Annotated in this window: 21 protein-coding genes and 2 riboswitches; of the genes, 6 read left to right on the forward strand and 15 right to left on the reverse strand. The window is 40.5% G+C overall.

The genetic code is table 11. The features are described from left to right. Nucleotides 1-6: 6 nt before the first annotated feature. The gene (locus tag MHI60_RS00865; RefSeq protein ID WP_034281539.1) at nt 7-462 is read right to left on the reverse strand and encodes a MarR family transcriptional regulator; all 456 of its coding nucleotides are present in this window, start codon (nt 460-462) and stop codon (nt 7-9) included. Nucleotides 463-666: 204 nt separating this feature from the next. Between MHI60_RS00865 and MHI60_RS00870 the strand changes: the two genes are divergently transcribed. Beyond that, nucleotides 667-2,172 (forward strand): ATP-binding protein, encoded by a 1,506-nt coding sequence (locus tag MHI60_RS00870; RefSeq protein ID WP_095408333.1) that lies wholly within the window; start codon nt 667-669, stop codon nt 2,170-2,172. Nucleotides 2,173-2,218: 46 nt separating this feature from the next. Here the strand turns inward: MHI60_RS00870 and MHI60_RS00875 are convergent, their stop codons facing one another. From MHI60_RS00875 to MHI60_RS00900, 6 genes are all read right to left on the reverse strand, one after another. Further along, entirely contained in the window at nt 2,219-2,461 is a 243-nt protein-coding gene (locus tag MHI60_RS00875; protein ID WP_034322108.1) for an aspartyl-phosphate phosphatase Spo0E family protein, read from the reverse strand. Between the two features lie 300 nt (nt 2,462-2,761). Then, nucleotides 2,762-3,292 (reverse strand): cupin domain-containing protein, encoded by a 531-nt coding sequence (locus MHI60_RS00880; protein ID WP_095408332.1) that lies wholly within the window; start codon nt 3,290-3,292, stop codon nt 2,762-2,764. Nucleotides 3,293-3,308: 16 nt separating this feature from the next. Continuing rightward, on the reverse strand, nt 3,309-3,947 hold the full coding sequence (locus MHI60_RS00885; protein ID WP_095408331.1) for a methylthioribulose 1-phosphate dehydratase: 639 nt from the start codon (nt 3,945-3,947) through the stop codon (nt 3,309-3,311). Further along, nucleotides 3,911-4,606 (reverse strand): 2-hydroxy-3-keto-5-methylthiopentenyl-1-phosphate phosphatase, encoded by a 696-nt coding sequence (locus MHI60_RS00890; RefSeq protein ID WP_144485107.1) that lies wholly within the window; start codon nt 4,604-4,606, stop codon nt 3,911-3,913. The genes MHI60_RS00885 and MHI60_RS00890 overlap by 37 nt, the downstream gene beginning before the upstream one ends. Then, nucleotides 4,606-5,826: a 2,3-diketo-5-methylthiopentyl-1-phosphate enolase gene (mtnW, locus tag MHI60_RS00895; protein ID WP_144485105.1), complete on the reverse strand. Its 1,221-nt coding sequence runs from the start codon at nt 5,824-5,826 to the stop codon at nt 4,606-4,608. The genes MHI60_RS00890 and mtnW overlap by 1 nt, the downstream gene beginning before the upstream one ends. Nucleotides 5,827-5,928: 102 nt before the next feature. Next, nucleotides 5,929-6,030: riboswitch (SAM riboswitch) on the reverse strand. A gap of 44 nt (nt 6,031-6,074) precedes the next feature. After that, on the reverse strand, nt 6,075-7,265 hold the full coding sequence (locus MHI60_RS00900; protein ID WP_144485103.1) for a pyridoxal phosphate-dependent aminotransferase: 1,191 nt from the start codon (nt 7,263-7,265) through the stop codon (nt 6,075-6,077). Nucleotides 7,266-7,428: 163 nt separating this feature from the next. Then, nucleotides 7,429-7,588: riboswitch (SAM riboswitch) on the forward strand. Nucleotides 7,589-7,667: 79 nt separating this feature from the next. Between MHI60_RS00900 and mtnK the strand changes: the two genes are divergently transcribed. Continuing rightward, nucleotides 7,668-8,861: an S-methyl-5-thioribose kinase gene (gene mtnK / locus MHI60_RS00905; RefSeq protein WP_144485101.1), complete on the forward strand. Its 1,194-nt coding sequence runs from the start codon at nt 7,668-7,670 to the stop codon at nt 8,859-8,861. 6 nt (nt 8,862-8,867) lie between these two features. Further along, nucleotides 8,868-9,929 carry an S-methyl-5-thioribose-1-phosphate isomerase gene (gene mtnA, locus MHI60_RS00910; protein WP_095408327.1) on the forward strand — a complete coding sequence of 354 codons (1,062 nt, stop codon included), beginning with the start codon at nt 8,868-8,870 and terminating at the stop codon, nt 9,927-9,929. A 24-nt stretch (nt 9,930-9,953) separates the two neighbouring features. Here the strand turns inward: mtnA and MHI60_RS00915 are convergent, their stop codons facing one another. The 3 genes from MHI60_RS00915 to MHI60_RS00925 all read right to left on the reverse strand — a co-directional run bounded on the left by MHI60_RS00915 (nt 9,954) and on the right by MHI60_RS00925 (nt 12,884). Continuing rightward, nucleotides 9,954-10,091: a hypothetical protein gene (locus tag MHI60_RS00915; protein ID WP_185907584.1), complete on the reverse strand. Its 138-nt coding sequence runs from the start codon at nt 10,089-10,091 to the stop codon at nt 9,954-9,956. A gap of 89 nt (nt 10,092-10,180) precedes the next feature. Further along, complete coding sequence (locus MHI60_RS00920; protein WP_144485099.1) at nt 10,181-10,672, reverse strand: methylated-DNA--[protein]-cysteine S-methyltransferase; 492 nt, start codon at nt 10,670-10,672, stop codon at nt 10,181-10,183. 1 nt (nt 10,673) lies between these two features. Beyond that, nucleotides 10,674-12,884 (reverse strand): PAS domain-containing sensor histidine kinase, encoded by a 2,211-nt coding sequence (locus MHI60_RS00925; protein ID WP_144470307.1) that lies wholly within the window; start codon nt 12,882-12,884, stop codon nt 10,674-10,676. Between the two features lie 293 nt (nt 12,885-13,177). On the opposite strand from MHI60_RS00925, the gene MHI60_RS00930 reads away from it, so the two are divergent. Next, a complete protein-coding gene (locus MHI60_RS00930) occupies nt 13,178-14,197 on the forward strand; it encodes an acyltransferase family protein (RefSeq protein ID WP_144470305.1) in 1,020 nt (339 codons plus the stop codon). 228 nt (nt 14,198-14,425) lie between these two features. On the opposite strand, the gene MHI60_RS00935 is transcribed toward MHI60_RS00930, so the two are convergent. The 5 genes from MHI60_RS00935 to htpX all read right to left on the reverse strand — a co-directional run bounded on the left by MHI60_RS00935 (nt 14,426) and on the right by htpX (nt 17,768). After that, complete coding sequence (locus MHI60_RS00935) at nt 14,426-14,599, reverse strand: hypothetical protein (RefSeq protein ID WP_186437320.1); 174 nt, start codon at nt 14,597-14,599, stop codon at nt 14,426-14,428. Beyond that, nucleotides 14,592-14,756: a hypothetical protein gene (locus MHI60_RS00940; protein ID WP_087975542.1), complete on the reverse strand. Its 165-nt coding sequence runs from the start codon at nt 14,754-14,756 to the stop codon at nt 14,592-14,594. The genes MHI60_RS00935 and MHI60_RS00940 overlap by 8 nt, the downstream gene beginning before the upstream one ends. 6 nt (nt 14,757-14,762) lie before the next feature. Continuing rightward, entirely contained in the window at nt 14,763-15,281 is a 519-nt protein-coding gene (locus MHI60_RS00945; RefSeq protein ID WP_095408322.1) for a YetF domain-containing protein, read from the reverse strand. A 97-nt stretch (nt 15,282-15,378) separates the two neighbouring features. Beyond that, on the reverse strand, nt 15,379-16,725 hold the full coding sequence (locus MHI60_RS00950; protein WP_080780797.1) for a TrkH family potassium uptake protein: 1,347 nt from the start codon (nt 16,723-16,725) through the stop codon (nt 15,379-15,381). Between the two features lie 143 nt (nt 16,726-16,868). Next, the gene (gene htpX, locus MHI60_RS00955; RefSeq protein ID WP_024424664.1) at nt 16,869-17,768 is read right to left on the reverse strand and encodes a protease HtpX; all 900 of its coding nucleotides are present in this window, start codon (nt 17,766-17,768) and stop codon (nt 16,869-16,871) included. A 279-nt stretch (nt 17,769-18,047) separates the two neighbouring features. On the opposite strand from htpX, the gene MHI60_RS00960 reads away from it, so the two are divergent. Continuing rightward, nucleotides 18,048-18,764: a DUF1836 domain-containing protein gene (locus MHI60_RS00960; RefSeq protein ID WP_095408321.1), complete on the forward strand. Its 717-nt coding sequence runs from the start codon at nt 18,048-18,050 to the stop codon at nt 18,762-18,764. Between the two features lie 123 nt (nt 18,765-18,887). After that, on the forward strand, nt 18,888-19,082 hold the full coding sequence (locus tag MHI60_RS00965) for an alpha/beta-type small acid-soluble spore protein (protein ID WP_024424662.1): 195 nt from the start codon (nt 18,888-18,890) through the stop codon (nt 19,080-19,082). Nucleotides 19,083-19,104 lie beyond the last annotated feature (22 nt).

Consider the following 19,104-nt stretch of genomic DNA (forward strand, 5'->3'; position numbering starts at 1 on the left):
TTTTATTTATTCTTGATGATCATATAAATGCTTTGCACGCAGTCCCACATGTTTGAGCATATCAATGCAGGCATCCTTTTCTTCTTCGCTCAGGACGCTGATCATCTCATGAATTTCTTTCGCATGATCTGGGAAGATGTCATCAAGCAAAGCTCGTCCCTGCTTGGTAATATGCGCAAATGTCACCCTGCGGTCTTCTGCACAAGCCTTGCGACTGAGGAGTTCTTTCTTCTCCAATTTATCGACCACATACGTGATGCTGCCGCTTGCAAGCAAAATCTTATCACCGATTTGCTGAAGCGGCTGATCACCTTTATGATACAGCAATTCTAGCACAGCAAATTCAGTTGGATTCAGCCCGTGCTTCACAATATGTTTGTTCATGTGATGATTAATTGAGCGATAGGCACGTGATAATACAATAAATAATTTCAAAGATTTTTCAACATTATGATTTTCCATTTTTTATCATCCTTTATGAAATGCAACCCACTAATGTGACATTAATAAACAATAAGTAAAATGTCAACATTTTGATCCATCTTTAGCACGAAAATGAGACCAGAACGAATCACCTAATTTTTTAAAAATCACACAAGTCATCGTAATAAAGATAGGTTCAATGCTATAATAAGTCTATTAGGTAATACGTTGGAGCGATGAATGATGAGTATACTGAAAGGGTTTTGGAAGAAGATCAGGCTTTACCTTATTTTGGTCATGCTTCCAACCCTAATCATTAGTTATTTTATCTACGAGAAAGAAACTGAAAAAATTGATTTAAAGAACAAACAAACCGCTACACTTATGTTAAATATTCACAAAAACCAAATGAATTATTTAATAAGTGAAACAGAAGCGAGATTAACTTCCCTTGCCATGGGATTTGACCAGCCGCTTGAGACGAAAAAAGTACAAAACATCCTAGAGAAAATCTATAAACAAGAACCTCGTTTTTCAGGTCTGTATCTCCTAGACAAAAAAGGAAATGTAACAGCAAGCACCACCCCGTTAAAAGAAAAAATCAACCTATCATTCAGAGATTACTTTAAACGCATTCAAGTGACCAAACAAACCGTGATCACAGACAACTATGTGAGCCGAATTACTAAACAGCGGATTCTCTCCATTTGTGTGCCTGTTCTGAATGAAAACGATGAAGTCACCAATGTGCTGGTTGCCGCCATTCAAATTGATTATTTAAGAAATATAATGAATGTATTGAATCCTGATCTTCATTTTAAGATGCTGAATCAAAATGGACATGTCGTGTTTACAAGCGGTCCACAGCCAGTATCCGAAAACGGCAGCACCGTGTCTACATATTTAGATGAAAACAGCTGGAAGCTGGAGGTCTTTCCGCAGCGTGCTTCAACAAGTGAAGTGCTGTCTGTGATGCTGATCCCTTTATCCAGTGCTTTTATTTTATTAAATATTTTATTCACACTTGTCCAATACATCATGTTAAGGCGGCAGACTCAGCAGGAGCGTCATCAAAACGAAGCGCAGAAGCTTGAATTGATCGGAACCCTCGCAGCAAGTACGGCACATGAAATTCGCAACCCATTAACAGGGATTAGCGGATTTATCCAGCTTTTGCAAAAAAAGTATCATTCAGAAGAAGATCAGCTCTATTTTTCTGTCATCGAGGAAGAAATTAAACGGATCAACCAAATCGTCAGTGAATTTCTTGTACTAGGAAAACCAACGGCAGAAAAATGGCAGAACAACTCTGTAAAAGAAATTGTAAGTGAAATTATGCCGATCGTTTTCTCTGAGGCGAACCTTTATAATGTTGAAGTGGATTTGCAGATCAATACGATTCAAGATGTTGGTGTTTATTGCACGAAGGATCATATTAAACAAGTCGTTTTAAATGTAGCGAAGAACTCTTTAGAAGCGATGCCAAACGGCGGTCATTTGAAGATTGTGATCGAGGCAGAAAAAGAACATGTCATCATTAAAGTGAAAGATACAGGTGAAGGCATACCAGAAGAGATGTTAAAACACATCTTCCTGCCCTTTATTACGTCGAAGGAAAAAGGCACAGGTCTTGGGCTTGTCGTGTGTAAACGGATCATTTCAATGTATGGCGGAACAATTGATATTCATAGTGAAGTGAATAAAGGAACGACTGTCATGATCATGCTTCCTTCTGCTCACTCATCCTAGCTGAAGATGCCAGCCGGTTTTGCTTATGCAAGACCGGTTTTTTATGTCAATAAGAGGGACGGTTCACAGATAGAAGACTCATTTGAGACACAAGATCATGAAAGGAGGGGGCAGATTGTTTCTCATGAAAAAGAAGATGCTGATATTCATTCATCAGGTTGTCCAGTTCTTGACTATATTTAATTGTCGTCTCACCAGTGTACCCTTCCACTTGAGCAGCTTCTACCATTTGTTTTCTCTTCTCATCAATGGACATCAGCAATTGTTCTTTCCTTACATAAATATTCATGATCTCAGCTCCCGCAATGATTTCGACTGTCTATGCTCAAAATGATCCGACACCAAAATTATACTTTATTTGTAAATTAAATTAAATATGCTTATTTTATTTAATTTTTTACAGCCTAAAGACCTTTTACCCAATCAAATTTGGGGGTAAACTTCAAATTTGGACAGGACTGACACATTGATTAAACAGAATTTTATCCTATGCAGAAGATCAAAATCAACTGTTTTCTTTCTCATTTTATGTCTAATTTCCTAAAAAAAAGCTGATCTTCCGCCTCATGCGGAATGATCAGCTCTAACATTAAACCGTTTCTTCCTCGTAAATTGGCACCCAGCCCTCAGTTGTGACAAATATGCGAACTGCGACCACTTTGCGATCCTCTTGAAGTGTAAAGTAATGACGAATGTTTGGCGGCACAGAAATTAAATCACCTGGATTCAGTCTCACATCAAAAAAGACGCCATCCTTGCCTTGAATAGCAAAGATTCCGTGCCCGCTTACAATAAAACGTACTTCGTCATCTGTATGATGATGCTCACGCTTAAAGTTTTGGAGCAGCTCATCAAGATTTGGTGTAGCATCAGATAATGAAATCACATCCTGCGCTTTGTACCCTCTTTTCTCAGAAATACTTTTGATTTCCTTTTGGAATACAGTCAAAATCTCGTCTTTTTCCTCATCGGTTAAATCATACTTTTCTGATAAACGGTTTGGCAGCTTTTCAATATCCCAATGCTCATAAATGACCCCTTGGTTTTCTAAATATGATGCTACCTCTTGCTCGTTCTCAAGTAATGTGTTCTCTTCGTTATGAATCAAAATCGTCGCCATATGTTTTTCCTCCTTTTTATCTCACAAGCTGCTGTTGATAAAGCGCTAATTTTAAGTGATAGCTAAATAAAAATTCATATGCTTCTAATACTCGTTTTGCTTCAAAGGCTGTTTTTCCCCAGACCGTGATGCCATGATTGCGAATAAGTACAGCACCAGATGACGCCTCTAGAGTCAAATGTTTTGCAAATTGCTCTGCAAGATGCGGAATATGAGCTGGATTTTCAATAATTGGAATCGATACTTCTGCATCCTCTTCCCAATAACCAAGCGCTTTGATGATTTCGTTGCCTTTAAAACGAATCTCTCCCTTATCTCCATACAGCTCTGACATCACATTATTATCGATTGTATGGACATGGAGGCAGCAGCCTGCTTTCGTCCGTTCATACACGTACGTGTGAAGCAGTGTTTCAGCTGATGGTCTAAGCGGCTCGTTCGGATCATGAGGCTGGCCTGCCGCATTCACTAGCACAAAATCTTCATTTGTTTCTTTTCGTTTATCTTTGCCGCTTGCCGTCACCAAAAATGTGATTGGATCATCCGACACCTTGATCGATAAATTACCGCTTGTTCCGAAAAACCAGTCTCTTTGTGCTAGTTCCCGTTTAACGTCTGCTAGTTCCTGCCAGCGTTTGCTCTTTGCGTCTGCCATTCCTTCACTTCCTTTATTTGAACAAATTGCGTGTGTAGATCAATAAATGTGTCATACTCCTTATGTACGAGCCCGAGTTCTTGACATTCATTGAGCAAGTAGTCGCGTGCAAACGTAAGATCCGCATGCTTCGCCGCCTCCACATCGGTCACTGAATCTCCGATCATGAGGATGAAGTCATTCTCATGAGTCAGCTTTCGAATGATTGAGGGCTTGCAGCATCCGCAGCCATTTTGACATTGCGTATCGCAGGCATGCGGCCATTCAATCTGAATATGATCTTCCTCAAATGATGCATGATTGCAATATATATCGTCTCGATCGACAATGCCTTCGAGGATGGGGTAGACAAAAAAGTCCATCCCCCCGCTAAGTACATAGAAAGGAATATCTGCTTTTTTTACCTCATCCACAAATTGCTTAAATCCTTCTCGAATCTCTGTATCCTCTAAAATAAATGATTGAATGGCATCCTTCTGATCACTTGTCAGTAATTGAAACATCTGCCCGACACCTTCTTGAATGGTGATTTCCTTTGACAGGACACCATCCTTCAGCTTCACCCATTCACTCGGTGCAAATTGTTTCATGATGCGGATGATATTATCATTTTTTGTAATTGTTCCATCAAAATCACAACAGACAATTGGTTTTTTCATTATTCTGCTACCCTTCCCCAAAGATCAAGTGCCGCTTGTAAGTCTTGGCAGGAAGCCGCCTTATCTTGGATGGACTCTTCATGTATCACTGCATCAATGATCGATCGAAATGCCTTCCCTCCGCCGATAGCTCCCCGCGGATGTCCGTGAATGCCTCCACCTGCATTTATCACATGATCAATTCCAAAATCTTTGATTAATACTGGAACCATTCCTGGATGAATGCCTGCTGACGGGACAGGGAATGTTTTTTGAACCGTATCCTCTTTCACGCAAGCTTCATAGATTCCAAGGGCATCTTTTTTCGGAAGTGCAACCGACCCATAAGGTGAGGGAAAGAGGCTCAAATCAGCACCAGCATATCGATTTAATTTGCCTAAAAGAAGAGAATGCGAGAATCCATATTCAGGAGAGGATGTCAAAGCACCACTCACAGCGGGATGCGCCATAATAGGCAGTGGAATATCTGGGTCCTCAGCTAAGCTTTGCATGACATCAAGGCCGTAAGCAAAGACATTGAATAAGAGCGCATCTGCCCCAAGTTCAGCGGCCTTTCTCGCTCGATCCTTCAGGTCAAAGGTTCTGCCCGTTAAATTGACAGCATACAGCGTGCGGTGTCCTGTCTCTTCATAAGTTTCTTTTAAAATCTCTTTTCCTTCTTTGATTCGCTCTTCAAACGGAGCTAATGGACTTTCAAATAAAATTTCATCGTCTTTGATGAGGTCAACCCCGCCTAATGCCTGTAAACGGAGCTGCTCTTTTAAATCCTGCATATCACGGCCGATCACGCCTTTAAAAATACTCATCAATAATGGACGATCAAACACGCCCACCTTTTTGCGTATGCCATCAATTCCAAATACCGGTCCTGGCAGGCTTTTTTTAAATCCTTCAGAAAATTGGATATCGACTAGTTTCACTTTTCCATCTAGTGAAAGCTTTCCAAAAATCGTCGTGAAAACAGCTGGTAAATCAGCTGAAAAGTTTGCCTCAGGATAAGCAATGGTCACCTCTGATTGATAAAGGCCATTTTCGGCTGGAGCAGCCTTTTCTGATACTTTTTCAACTCTGCCTTTATGCTTTTGAAGCTGCTCCTTTTTGAGCTGCGGCAAATCCGTCCATGATCCAACTGTTAAACCAAGCGCGATCTGCTCCGCTTTTCGATTTATTTGTTCATCCTCTCGATGTGTTAATACGTATGTTGCCAGTAATTCACTCACTAGGAATCCCCTTTCGATTGCATCATGCATATGTTCAATAAAAAAACCTCTTCAAGTGCTTCATGAGCGCCTTAAAGAGGTTGTTTCGTGTCATTCATCCGAATCTTATCTCTCAGCGCTTGCTGCAAGAATTAGCACCGTGCTTCATGGAAGTCGGTTGCCGGGCTTCATTGGGCTAGTCCCTCTGCCTACTCTTGATAAGAATATTCAATTTTCTTAAATATTGCCTGAATTATCGCACCATTTTTTTATGTTGTCAATGGCTTTTTTTCAAACAGCTTCAAAGCAGCGATGCGCTGAGCAGCTTCTTGTAACCGCTCCTCACTTGTTAAAAGTCCTACTCTCACGTATCCTTCCCCGTGAGCACCAAAGCCATTACCTGGCGCTACAACAACATGTGCCTTCTCTAATAATAAGTCAGAAAAAGCTTCAGATGTATATCCTTCTGGCACCTTTAACCAAGCAAAAAATGATCCCTTTGGTGCACTGACTTCCCAGCCAATTTCTTTGCAGGCAGCAATCCACACATTTCGCCTTTTCTCATATCGATCATTTTGCACCTGTACGCACGTTTGATCGCTTAATAGGGCTTCCGCTGCTGCATCTTGAGTGGCTTTAAACAGGGAGACAAACAGATGATCCTGATAAAGCTCAATGGCTTCAATAACAGACGAATTCCCTGCTGCAAACCCTACTCTCCACCCTGCCATATTGTATGTTTTAGACAATGTGTAAATTTCTATTCCCGTCTCTTTCGCTCCCTCTACTTGCAGAAAGCTGAGCGGCTTTTCTCCATCAAATCCAATGCCGCCATATGCAAAATCATGGACAACACATAGCTTGTGATCTTTCGCAAATGTAACGGTTTCTTCAAAAAAAGAACGGCTTGCCGTAGCCCCCGTCGGATTGTTGGGGTAATTTAAGTACATTAATTTTGCCTTTTTCTTATCATCCTCAGGCAGCAAATCGTAGTCAGGTAAAAAATCATTTTTTTCAAGAAGTGGCATGGTTACCATTTGAGCTCCAGCAAGCACAGCGCCTGACCAATAATCAGGATAACCAGGATCAGGGACAAGAAGCGTATCACCCGGATTCAGCAGGCATTGCGGCAGCTCAACAAGCCCTGCTTTTCCGCCAAATAAAATCGCAATCTCCGTCTCTGAATCAAGCGTAACGCCATATTCTCTTTCATAAAAGGCGGCAGCAGCCTTTTTTAATTTCGCTGTTCCACGGAATGAGGAGTATTGATGATTTTCAGGTTTTGCTACCGCTTCCTGCATGGCTTTTACAATATGCGGAGGGGTTGGCTGATCAGGATTTCCCTGCCCCAAATTAATGATATCTGCCCCTTCCTTCACTTTTTTCTGCACTTTTTGGACAAGGGACGCAAAAAATTGCTTCGGTAATTGTTTCAACACATCTGATTGCTGGAATTCCATTTCTTCACCTTCTATTCAAGTTACGTGACAATACAATCACTGTAATGGATTGTTTTATGAATTGTAAAGCAATTTTGAAAAAAGATTGACATGTTAAGCGCAGCTCTGATAATATCTTGAATTAAGAAATGCAAATAGACACGAAACAATTACATATTGATTTCTCTTATCGAGAGTTGGGCGAGGGATTTGGCCTTTTGACCCCAACAGCAACCGACCGTTAATACCACTGTGAAGTGGGGCGCAGCAAGTAAAGCGCCAAGACAATTGTCTTATAGGGCACGGTGCTAATTCCATCAGACGTATGTGCTGAGAGATAAGAGAGGCTTTGAGCATACACACCATCAAGCCTCTTTCTCTCAGGAGAAAGAGGCTTTTTTATATGATTTGGAGGGGAAGCAATTGGTTACACTTACGGCATCATATGAAGAACTAACAGAAAGCTCGGCAGTTGCACTCGCAATTAGACTTGGCTTGATCCAAGAAAGCAGTCATTTAACATGTACTGAAATCGGTGACGGGAATTTAAATTACGTCTTTCATATTTTTGATCACAAACAAGAAAAAGGATTGATCATCAAGCAAGCCCTGCCTTATGCAAAGGTGGTTGGGGAGAGCTGGCCGCTTACATTAGACAGAGCAAGAATTGAAAGTGCCGCCCTGATCAAGCAGTCAGAATATACGCCTCACCTCGTACCAGCAGTCTATTATTCAGATACAGCTCTTGCAGTGACAGCCATGGAGGATCTCTCACACTTAGAAATCGTCAGAAAAGGGCTAATTGCCGGAAAACAATATCCGCATTTATCCGATCATGTCGGCGAATTTTTAGGAAAAACACTTTTTTACACATCTGACTTTGCTACAAATCCGAAAATCAAAAAACAATTTGTGAAGCAATTTACGAACCCTGACCTGTGTGATATCACAGAAAAACTCGTCTTCACAGACCCTTTCTTTGATAGTGAAACAAATGACTTCGAAGAAGAATTAAGAGAATCAGCAGAAGCGCTTTGGACAGATCTTGAAGTGCAGGCGAAAGCAGCAGAATTGAAGCGTATCTTCCTAACATCAGCTGAAACGTTAGTTCATGGAGATCTTCATACAGGCAGTATTTTTGCAAATGAGACTGAAACGAAAATCATTGATCCAGAATTCGCGTTTTACGGTCCCTTTGGATTCGATATCGGCCACTTTATCGCCAATCTATTCTTGAATGCTTTATCTCGCGAGAATGAACACGAGCAGCAGCACCTTTTTGACCATGTCGTCAATGTATGGGCAACATTCAAAGAAGTGTTCACAAAAGCTTGGAAAGAGGACAGCATTGAAGCATTTAGTGTATCGGACAGCTTTTTAGAAACAACGTTTGACCGGATTTTAAAAGAAGCGACAGGCTTTGCCGGATGTGAGCTTGTCCGCCGAACAATTGGTCTTGCTCATGCCGCTGATCTTGATGCGATTCCATCACCAACTAGACGAATTCAGCAGAAAAAAGCAGCACTAACACTCGGAAAAACATTTATCAAACAATATCATGCAGTGGAAACAGCGTCTGACCTCGTCGCATTATTCCAGCCATCTGTAAAGGAGTGACGGGTTTTGTCAAAAGAATTTGAAGTCCCCCGTTCTGTCGAATGGGAAGAAAACCGTATTAACATTTTAAATCAGCAAAAATTACCAACCGAAACCGTATTTGAGCATTTATATACGAAAGAAGATGTGTATGATGCGATTGTGACATTAAAAGTACGTGGAGCGCCTGCGATTGGCATTACAGCAGCTTTTGGACTGGCGCTTAGTGCGCAAGCCATTGAGACAGAAGAAATGGATGTTTTTAAACAAGAAGTCACTCGAATAAAAGAATATTTAAACAGTGCTCGTCCAACCGCTGTGAACCTTGCCTGGGCATTAGACCGGCTGCTGCAGCGCATTAAACGTGCAGCATCAGTGAATGCAGCCAAAACAGACCTTGTCCATGAAGCCATTCAAATTCAAATTGAAGATGAAGAGACATGCAGACAGATCGGTCAAAATGCACTTCAGCTCTTTAAATCAGGTGACCGTATCATGACCATTTGTAATGCAGGCTCCATCGCAACGAGTCGGTACGGAACAGCCCTTGCTCCCTTTTATTTAGCCAAAAAGAAAAATCTTGATCTTCACATTTATGCATGCGAAACACGCCCTGTTCTTCAAGGGGCTCGTCTGACAACATGGGAGCTCATGCAAGGCGGCGTGGATGTGACACTCATTACAGATAACATGGCAGCCCATACGATGAAAGAAAAGCAAATTTCTGCTGTCATTGTTGGAGCTGACCGTATCGCCCGTAATGGAGATACAGCGAATAAGATTGGAACGTTAGGTCTTGCCGTTCTAGCCAAACATTTTAACATTCCGTTTTTTGTAGCAGCACCGCTTTCAACCTTTGATGTATCCACCCGCGACGGGTCAGATATTCCAATTGAAGAGCGCGACCCGCTGGAAGTAAAGGAATTAAACGGCGTCCCCATTGCACCGCCCGATGTTCAGGTATTCAATCCCGCCTTTGATGTCACTCCTCATCATCTCATTTCAGGCATCATTACAGAAAAGGGAATTATCACATCAAACTATGCAGAAGAGATTGATGCTCTTTTCGCCGAAAACATCTCCCATTGATCGCAAAAAAGCGCCGTGTTCTTGTCATTTAAGAGCACCGCGCTTTTTTGTTTCTTGATTCGTTTTTGTTAAGATTTCTTTTTTTTGTTCTTCCGTCAAAACATTCATTTTGACACATAGTGACGTAACGGCATACATTTTATCTTTTTTGCCCCAAAACATGCCAGCGCCCTCCTTTTTCCCTCAACCAACTTTTTTAGCTTAATAAAAGGATATGTCGCTTGACAAACATTTGGAACAGGTCAATCGATTTATTTTTGAACAAATGGGATGCCTTCTAATTCAAGCAGAACCGCTTTCATGTCTGTCTTCGATCCTGCATAGCCTGTTAGAGACCGGTCTTTTCCAATGACCCTGTGACACGGGATAAAAATAGGTAATGCATTCCTTCTGTTAGCTTGTCCGATGGCTCTCACAGCCTTTGGATTGCCAATCGCTTCTGCAATGTCTGCATAGCTTTTTGATTGACCATATGGAATGGCCGACAATGCTTCCCACACCTGCTCTTGGAACGGAGAACCCGTTTGCTTGAGCGGGAGATCGAATACTTGACGCTCACCCTTGAAATATTCATCTAGCTGCTTTTTCGTTTCTTTTAAGACAGGCGTATCTGCTTGCTCTAGATTGGCTGCCTGCTTTTTTGCTAAAAACGGTTCATCATCAAACATCACCTCGATAATGGCACCGTCCTTTTCTAGTATGTATAATGCCCCGATGGGTGCGTGATAGACGGTATAATACACGTTACTGCTCTCCTTCTTGTTTCTGCTGCCTTAGTGGCAGCGTGAGATGGAAGACGGTTCCTACGCCTTCCTCACTTTCTACCTCAATGGTTCCTTGATGCTCTTCAATAATTTTATAACTAACCATTAAGCCAAGTCCAGTTCCTCTTTCTTTCGTTGTATAAAAAGGTTCACCTAGACGCTTTAGCTTATCCTCTGCCATTCCGCAGCCTTCATCACGCAGTGAAATGACAATATGCTCCTCGCCCTTCCGCTGAATGCTCACATAGACATTTCCTTTGCGTGGCATGACTTCAATTGCATTTTTTAAAATGTTAATAAAGACCTGTTTTAATTGGTTTTGTTCACAATAAATGAGCGGAATCTCATCCAGCACATTGAGATGCATTTGAACATTGCCAAGATTCGCCTGTGCGTGCAGAAGATCCATCGTGTCTTTCACAATTTGCACCACATTTTTTTCTTCATATACAATAGCTTGCGGTTTCGCTAAAATCAAAAATTCGGTGATGATGGATTCAATTCTTTTCAGCTCTGATGTGATGACATTGAAATAGAGCGAATACTCCCCTTCTATATTTCCTTTTAACAACTGAATGAAGCCTTTTAATGCTGTCATCGGGTTTCTAATTTCATGAGCAATTCCAGCAGCAAGCTCTCCGACCACATGAAGGGTATCTGATTTTCTCACACGCTCTTCTAATTCCTTCCGCTCTGTCACATCTCTAAAGATCGCCAAATTCATATTATGGATAATGTTTCGTTTAAAAGAGAATTCCAGTATACGCTGATCTGGGTGGTTCAGTACAAACGGAACCTCATTGTCCATTTCATCTAATGACATCGCCTCGGCAGGCTGAGCCAAATTTTCAATTTGATAAGGGGCAAGGATGTGGAAAAGATTCATTTCTGTTAAATGATCGTCCTTCAATTGGAGCAGCTCGCTGGCAGGTGGGTTGACTTCAATGATTCGGTATTGATTATCAAAAAGAACAATACCGTCCATTGACCCATTAAATACTTTACGGAATTTGAGCTCACTTTCGCGCAGCTCCTGCTCCATTCTTTTTCGATCACTTACATTACGTAAAATGGTTAAGTGCTGCCCTTCTAATACCGCATGCTTTGATGTAAACTCAAGTTCTTTATACTGTCCATTAGCCATTCTGAACAAAAGCTCTTCCCTTATTTCATGATTCCGGATATAACGTCTTCTTGTTGGTCTATATCTCTTATCAGATTTGACGAGAAAGTCGGTGAGTTTTTTGCCAATCAGTGAGTGCATAGGTAATTCAAAAATTCGGCAGGCTGATTCATTGGCTCTCACAATCTCTCCATCGTCCGCCCATATGATGATGGCATCCATTGCATTTTCGAAAATTTCTCTAAAGCGTTCTTCACTTTTTAACAGCTTCTCTTCCATCAGCCTTTTTTCTGTAATATCCCGCATGATGGACATATAAAAACCACTCATCACATTTGATGTAATGGTGAGTTCGAATAATTTATGCTGGCCAGATTGTAGAGTAACAGGAAGCTCTCCTTTTGCTTTTCCTGTTTCTTTAAGTGACGTTAAAAGGTGCTGCAAGGCGGGAAGATTTTCTTCTTCGACAAATTCATGTAAATAGCGATCGGTTAAATCAGTCTTTTGCAGCTCAAAGCTCTGACAAAAAGAATGATTCGCATCAATCATGCAGCCATCCTGATCAAAAATGACCATTCCGTCAATGGCTCGATCAAACAAATCTTTGAACAGCTGCTCATTCATGGAGCGTTCTCGTTCTAATATTTTCTTTGAGGAAATATCTCGCATGACCACAATATATTGCTGCTTCATGGTGTCGTGCTCTGCGACAAATTCAATGTATTTTGTTTCACCATTTTCCAGCTGAATGGAGATTTCTCTTTTTAACGTACCTTTTCGAAAAAATAGATCGAGTGAGCATTCAATTTTATCTTTCGGGATGCCGTAAAGGAAATCTAGAACGGATTTATTGAGGAGGTCTTCTTTCGGTGTCTGTACAAGCCTGCATGTTGCTTCGTTGGCTTGGATGATGTTGAGGTGCTGATCAAATATAAAAATGGCATCGAGCGTCTTATTTAACAGCATTTTTTGCTGCATTAACTCAGTTCGCAAATATTCGTTCTCTTTTTCTAATTTTCTGATATCTCCCGCAGGGGTTAACCTATTGCCATCGAGCGTTTCAGTCATTCTCTTACACTCCTTTTCCAGCCTCATTCCTCTACAATATTTCTACAATATTTTCATAGTTCCTTCATTCGACTCATAAAAAAAGATAACTTTTTACACGAAGACTGTCTCATTTATTTCATTTGGATGACAGGATTGTATAACGGTTCACTTTTCTTACGCTTCTTTTACAACCATTCTACAATTTCACATCAAATAGCGAATTGAGCAAAAATGTATTTTAGAATGAGGCAAATAAGGGAACAGTGCACTTAGAACATTTATGTTCGAAATCGAGCAGGAAAGGTGATGTTATGGCATCTTCACGAGATAGTTATTTTGATAATGCGAAATTCCTTCTGATTTTTCTAGTTGTTTTTGGTCATTTGTTACGATCATTCATTCATGATAATGACTGGATGCTCTATTTATACAAGTTTATTTATACCTTTCACATGCCCGCCTTTATTTTAGTTTCTGGCTTTTTTGCAAAAGGGTTTAGAAAACCGGGCTTTATGAAAAAAGTCGCCGTTAAGCTGATCATCCCATATTTAATCTTTCAGGTGATCTATTCGGTTTACTATTATGTCTTGCAGGATCAAAGCATCACCAATTTAAATCCAATTGATCCACAATGGTCTTTATGGTTTTTAATTAGTTTATTCTTTTGGAATTTGCTGCTTATTCCTTTTTCAAAGCTGCCGTTCCACTGGGCGATGATCGTCAGTTTATCGATTGCTTTACTTGTCGGTTATGTGGACAGCATCAGCGATACACTCAGCTTATCACGTACGTTTGTCTTTTTGCCTATGTTTTTAGCTGGATTCTATTTAAAAAAGCAGCATTTTGAATTCATCCGTACAAGCAAAGGAAAACTTGCAGCACTTATTGTATTAATGGCTGTGTTCCTGTTTTGCTACTTCTATGAATTCGATTATTCCTTCTTATTTGGCTCAAAGTCGTATGCTTCTCTTGGAGATGAAGGAATGATTGCGGCGATGAAACGAATGGCATGGTATTTGCTTGCATTTGGCGCTACATTCAGCTTCTTTGCATTAGTTCCAACACGCCGTTTCTTCTTTACAAAATGGGGAACAAGAACGTTATATGTTTATTTATTACATGGCTTTGTGATCAAGCTGCTAAGAACCACTTGGTTTGATGACTGGGCACTAAATGCAGCAAGTGTACTCATTTTATTGCTGCTGACCATTTTGTTAACCTTTACCCTGTCTAGCACTTTTGTCAAAACCGTTGCACAGCCAGTAATTGAACTCAAAATGAACAACTTCATGCGAACGATCACCGGCAGGCAAAGCAGTTATATCAAATAAAAAACGATCCTTATTGGATCGTTTCAGATTGTTGACAAAGGGCTAAAATAATCTTTATTTTAGCCCTTTGTCTTCCTTTCAGCGTGATAGAAAACCTTTGCAGCCCTAGGAAGGGTGAGTACCGGAGCAGAGCGAATTTGACATTCGTGAGCACCGGAGCGCAGACCTGACACCGAATGCGAGGGTTTTTCTACACGCTGAAAACGATCCTTATTGGATCGTTTTTTTCTATTTCTTATTCTGCTGACATGCAGCATCTTTCTTTGGCTTCACCAACGTATCAATCCATTTGCTGCTGTTGATATCTCCAAGCTCACTGCCAAATTCCTCTTCTAAAATATCTGGGTTCATTGGCTTTTTATGGTCCTTCATTTCTTTGCTCTTCATATGCTTCTTAGTCACGAGATGCTCCCCCTTGTTTCCCTTTATGAGAATTTCGGTTTGCCTGACGATCTCTTGATTGTTCATCAAATTGGGTTTGTCCTTGATCATGTGCCATGCTTTCTGTCGGCGTCATATTATTTGTTAATGCTTCATTTTTCGCTGCTTTTCTTTTCATCTGCATTCAGTCCTTTTTTGACAGGTTTAGTTCTTCTCTTAATTGGTCAAGGAGTTCCTTCATTTGCTTGACCGTCACTGGCTTTTCCTCAGGTTTTAACTCAAAGCCAATTTGTCCATTGGCTTCTAGCGTGGCTTTTTTGAGACTGCTGATGTCAGTGATGCCTTGCTGCTTTAAACGCATTTTAAATTGATCCCTTGTGAGCCTTGTTTTCTTCAGCTTATGATCAAGCATTTCGCCATCCTGTAAAATCACGACCGATTTGCCTGAAAGCAATTTTTCAAAAAAATCCGATTGTATCGACAGCTTCTCCATAATGACAAGTGCCACAATAAAGATGGTAGCTGCATATATGGTTTCAAGTAAATTATGCTCAATAAAGGGTTGGATAATAATCGATCCGATTGAAATCATAATCACTGTTTGTTGTACAGTTAATTGACTAATGGATTTAGGCCCTGCTATTCTCAGCAGCAAGGTACCAACTAACAGCATGACAATTGCTTTCCATAACACATCCAGCACGTCTCGTTCACCTCTTACCTATAGATTGCGAACATCGCATAAAATTTAGCCAGTTAGATAATGGAAATAAAAAAACAGCATTCAAATGGAATGCTGTTTAGCCGATGATGACGCGCTCTTTCGGATAATGATAATTTGCTTCGCTTTCTCTTCGGCCTATTAAATATAAAAAGCTTGGAATGCCGATCCGTCCAATAAACATGACAACCATGATGATACATTTACCAAAGACAGTGAGATCTGAGGTGATCCCAAGCGACAGCCCCGTTGTTCCGAAAGCAGAGCAAACTTCAAATAAATTTTCAAGAAGTGTATTATGCTCTGTTAAGGATAACAGGAACGTAGCGCCAAAAACCAAAATAAAGGCCATCATGGTCACCATAAGGGATTTATTAATATCCGCTTGATGAAGCTCCCTCTTGAAGATTTTTATGGACTTATTTCCCCTAGCATAATGAAACAATGCGAGTAAATTAAGGGCAAACGTAGTTGTCCGAATTCCGCCCCCCACAGAGCTTGGGGAAGCCCCGATAAACATGAGCATACATAAGAATAAAAGCGTCGGTTCGGTCAGCTGTGTAATATCTAACGTTGTCAGCCCCCCGCTTCTTGTTGCAGTCGATTGAAACAAAGAATAAAACAAAATTTCATGCCAGCTTTTCCCTACAAAGCTAAACCCGGCTTCAAGTGCATAGATTCCAATCGCTCCAACAACGACAAGGCAGCCGAACGTGAGCGTTGTGATTTTTGTAAACAATGAGAACGATGCGTGCTTTCGGTCCTGATTGAACAAATAATCCTTCACTTCCACGAGCACAGGAAAACCAATCGCTCCAAAGATAATCAGCAGCATCGTAATAAACTGGACAAAATAATCATCTTTGTAAGGGATAAGAGAGCTCCCTGTAATATCGAAGCCTCCATTGGTTGTCGCACTAATACTCGAGAAGAAGCCATGTAAGAAAGCTCCTTGCACATCGTAATATTTGAGAAAATACATGCTTAAAATCAGCCCGCCGACAAACTCAATCAGCAAAATCAAATATAAAACCTGCTTCATTAGTTTCACAATTCCTGATAAATTGCTTTGATTTTGATCTGCCATGATGAGCTTTCTTTCTTTAATTCCAATTCTTTTTCGCATGACAAGCCATACGAAGGTACCGAGCGTCATAATGCCGATGCCTCCAATTTGCAGAACAAACGCAAGGATCCACATCCCTGTCACACTAAATGTTTGTGAGGTGTCGACAACAGTCAGTCCTGTGACACTTACAGCACTCACCGCTGTGAATAACGCATCAATGAATGTCCATTTGACTCCCTCTTGATGAGCCACTGGAAGGCTGAGAAGAATAAACGATACGGTCACAGCAAGAAAATAATAAAGGGCAATCAACTGAAACGCTGACAGCCGGTCAATTAGCTTTTTTATAGGATTCATTGTCATTCCTTCTTTTATCTATCTTTTCGAATACCTTTATCATTTTAATGAAAAGAGACATGATTTTAAAGCTATTTTATGCTTTATTTACTTTTTCATCAAAAAGAAAAAGACATCCTGTAAAAGAATGTCTTTTGTCTTTCTTATTTTGCTTCTAGTCTTCTGATTCTTTCGTTTAAATCAGGGTGTGTTGAGAAAAGAGAAGCTTTTCGTTTACCGCTGATTTTCAGCGTAGCCACTGCTGTTTGATCATCATCTTTGATTCTTGACGTGTACGCCTCAAGTGAACGAAGTGCATGAATCATTTTGTCTTTACCCGCAAGGTCGGCTCCGCCGCGGTCTGCATGGAATTCACGGTGTCTAGAATATGCAAACACGACAAGGCTTCCTAGGATAGAGAAAATGATTTGGAAAACAATCACAGCGATAAAGTGAACAATCGGCACAAGCTCTTCACGTGAAACAAAACGGCTTGCGATCCATGCCGCAATTCTTGAAAGGAACACAACAAACGTGTTGACAATTCCTTGAAGCAGCGTCATCGTCACCATGTCACCATTTGCAACGTGAGCGACTTCGTGGGCGATTACGCCTTCAACTGCTGCATCATCCATTTCATGAAGCAATCCAGTTGATACCGCAACAAGTGATCTTCTCTTAGAAGGACCTGTTGCAAATGCATTTACTTCAGATGATTGATAAATACCAACCTCAGGCATTTTAGAAAGGCCTGCTGCTCTTGAAAGTCTGTGCACGCGGTCAACAAGCTGCTGCTCATCATATGTTAATGAATCCTTTTCAGGATTTAACACACGCACACCCATCATCATTTTTGCCATCCAGCGAGACATTGCAAGTGACATAAACGAGCCAACAAAACCGACAACTGCACTGAATACAAGAAGATAAAGGATATTAAGTCTTCCATCTGCTCCTATATAAGAACCAACACCAGTTGCTGCACTAATAACCGAGAGTACAATACCAATCGTAGTGATAACAAGAATGTTCGTTAATATAAACAGAAATATTCTCTTACCCATACATAACCTCCGCTGTCATATTAAGTTCAAATGAACTTATTAATAAAATTATAAAAATAAACGTCTCAAATTGCAAGGAAAAAGGAATCATTTTCTCTGTATATCTTAACGGCTAAAGCCCCGCCACTTCAATATTTACGACATTTGCACCAGCAGAAAAGTGAACAAATTGTGACGCACCGGCCTGATTTTTAGTTTATTTTGCATTTTCATCAAAAAGAGACTATGATGTTGAATTAGATCAATAATCACGTTTTTGACGTACAAATGAGGTGGAACATGGTTACTTTTAAATTAACGAGAATTGACATGACAAGACTTCTGTATTCTCTAAAAGGAGAGGGAGATCTGACTCCGCTTCAGCTTTTAAAACTATCTGTAAAAAATGGCAAGGATCATGACTATGATGAAATAAAGATCCCTTCTTTTTTTGAGAAGCTTGAACGGCGGAAGCAAAAATCAGAGCATGGACTTTCTACAAATGAAATTGTTGAGCTTGGCAACTTGTGTGAGCTGACTTCTCTTAAATCGACGGCGATTCAAAATTGGATCAAACGTGATATTAAAGATATGATTGGCCATCCGGAGCTTGGCAAGAAGTACTCTATTGATCAGGTCGTTATTTTATTAATTGTCAGGGATTTAAAATCAGTTTTTGACTTCGATGCCATTCGTATGATCTTATCTGCCTTATTTAACACCATCACAGATCGAACAGATGATATTATTAGTCCAATCCGTTTTTATGAAGCTTATGCGCACGTCCTTGATTTTATTTATCACCATACTCAATTTCCATTAAAGGAAACAAATTTACGAGAAATAACCGAAGAGCAGACAGATAAGCTCCATGACAAGTTTTCAGAATTGACGAAGAGCCAATGGAATTTGATTAAAGGCATTATCAGTTCTACCGTCTTCTCTGTCTTTACTTCTCATTTGCAAAGTACCGCACAAGAAATGATGTTTAATACGCTGCAGCTGAATAAGGGATAAATAAGAACCGAGGTGACTTCCATCACCTCGGTTTTTTTGTACAGCAATTGCCAGCATAATTGCACGCCGTTTTTTTCAAAATAAGAAGGCGCAACAAACATGAGGTGAAAGGAGGAATATGACATGGCAAATCGAAATCAACTTCTTGTTCCTGGAGTAGAACAAGCTTTAGATCAATTTAAATACGAGATCGCGCAAGAATTTGGCGTCACTCTCGGTTCAGATACAGTCTCACGTGCAAACGGTTCTGTTGGCGGTGAAATCACAAAAAGACTCGTTCAACAGGCTCAATCACAAATGGGCAATCAATCTAAATAATGACATGGTGAAATACGCCGGA

The sequence above is a fragment of the Bacillus sp. FSL K6-3200 genome (genome assembly GCF_038630485.1).
Taxonomy (GTDB): Bacteria; Bacillota; Bacilli; order Bacillales; family Bacillaceae; genus Bacillus; species Bacillus safensis.

Coding starts and splice junctions, on each gene's coding strand:
- MHI60_RS00930 (WP_144470305.1), top strand. CDS start 13,178: ATGGCATCTTCACGAGATAGTTATTTTGATAATGCGAAATTCCTTCTG.
- MHI60_RS00925 (WP_144470307.1), bottom strand. CDS start 12,884: ATGACTGAAACGCTCGATGGCAATAGGTTAACCCCTGCGGGAGATATC.
- MHI60_RS00965 (WP_024424662.1), top strand. CDS start 18,888: ATGGCAAATCGAAATCAACTTCTTGTTCCTGGAGTAGAACAAGCTTTA.
- MHI60_RS00885 (WP_095408331.1), bottom strand. CDS start 3,947: ATGGCAGACGCAAAGAGCAAACGCTGGCAGGAACTAGCAGACGTTAAA.
- MHI60_RS00865 (WP_034281539.1), bottom strand. CDS start 462: ATGGAAAATCATAATGTTGAAAAATCTTTGAAATTATTTATTGTATTA.
- MHI60_RS00950 (WP_080780797.1), bottom strand. CDS start 16,725: ATGAATCCTATAAAAAAGCTAATTGACCGGCTGTCAGCGTTTCAGTTG.
- MHI60_RS00940 (WP_087975542.1), bottom strand. CDS start 14,756: ATGAAAAGAAAAGCAGCGAAAAATGAAGCATTAACAAATAATATGACG.
- MHI60_RS00870 (WP_095408333.1), top strand. CDS start 667: ATGAGTATACTGAAAGGGTTTTGGAAGAAGATCAGGCTTTACCTTATT.
- MHI60_RS00915 (WP_185907584.1), bottom strand. CDS start 10,091: ATGTTTTGGGGCAAAAAAGATAAAATGTATGCCGTTACGTCACTATGT.
- MHI60_RS00890 (WP_144485107.1), bottom strand. CDS start 4,606: ATGAAAAAACCAATTGTCTGTTGTGATTTTGATGGAACAATTACAAAA.
- MHI60_RS00900 (WP_144485103.1), bottom strand. CDS start 7,265: ATGGAATTCCAGCAATCAGATGTGTTGAAACAATTACCGAAGCAATTT.
- MHI60_RS00875 (WP_034322108.1), bottom strand. CDS start 2,461: ATGAATATTTATGTAAGGAAAGAACAATTGCTGATGTCCATTGATGAG.
- MHI60_RS00960 (WP_095408321.1), top strand. CDS start 18,048: ATGGTTACTTTTAAATTAACGAGAATTGACATGACAAGACTTCTGTAT.
- MHI60_RS00880 (WP_095408332.1), bottom strand. CDS start 3,292: ATGGCGACGATTTTGATTCATAACGAAGAGAACACATTACTTGAGAAC.
- htpX (WP_024424664.1), bottom strand. CDS start 17,768: ATGGGTAAGAGAATATTTCTGTTTATATTAACGAACATTCTTGTTATC.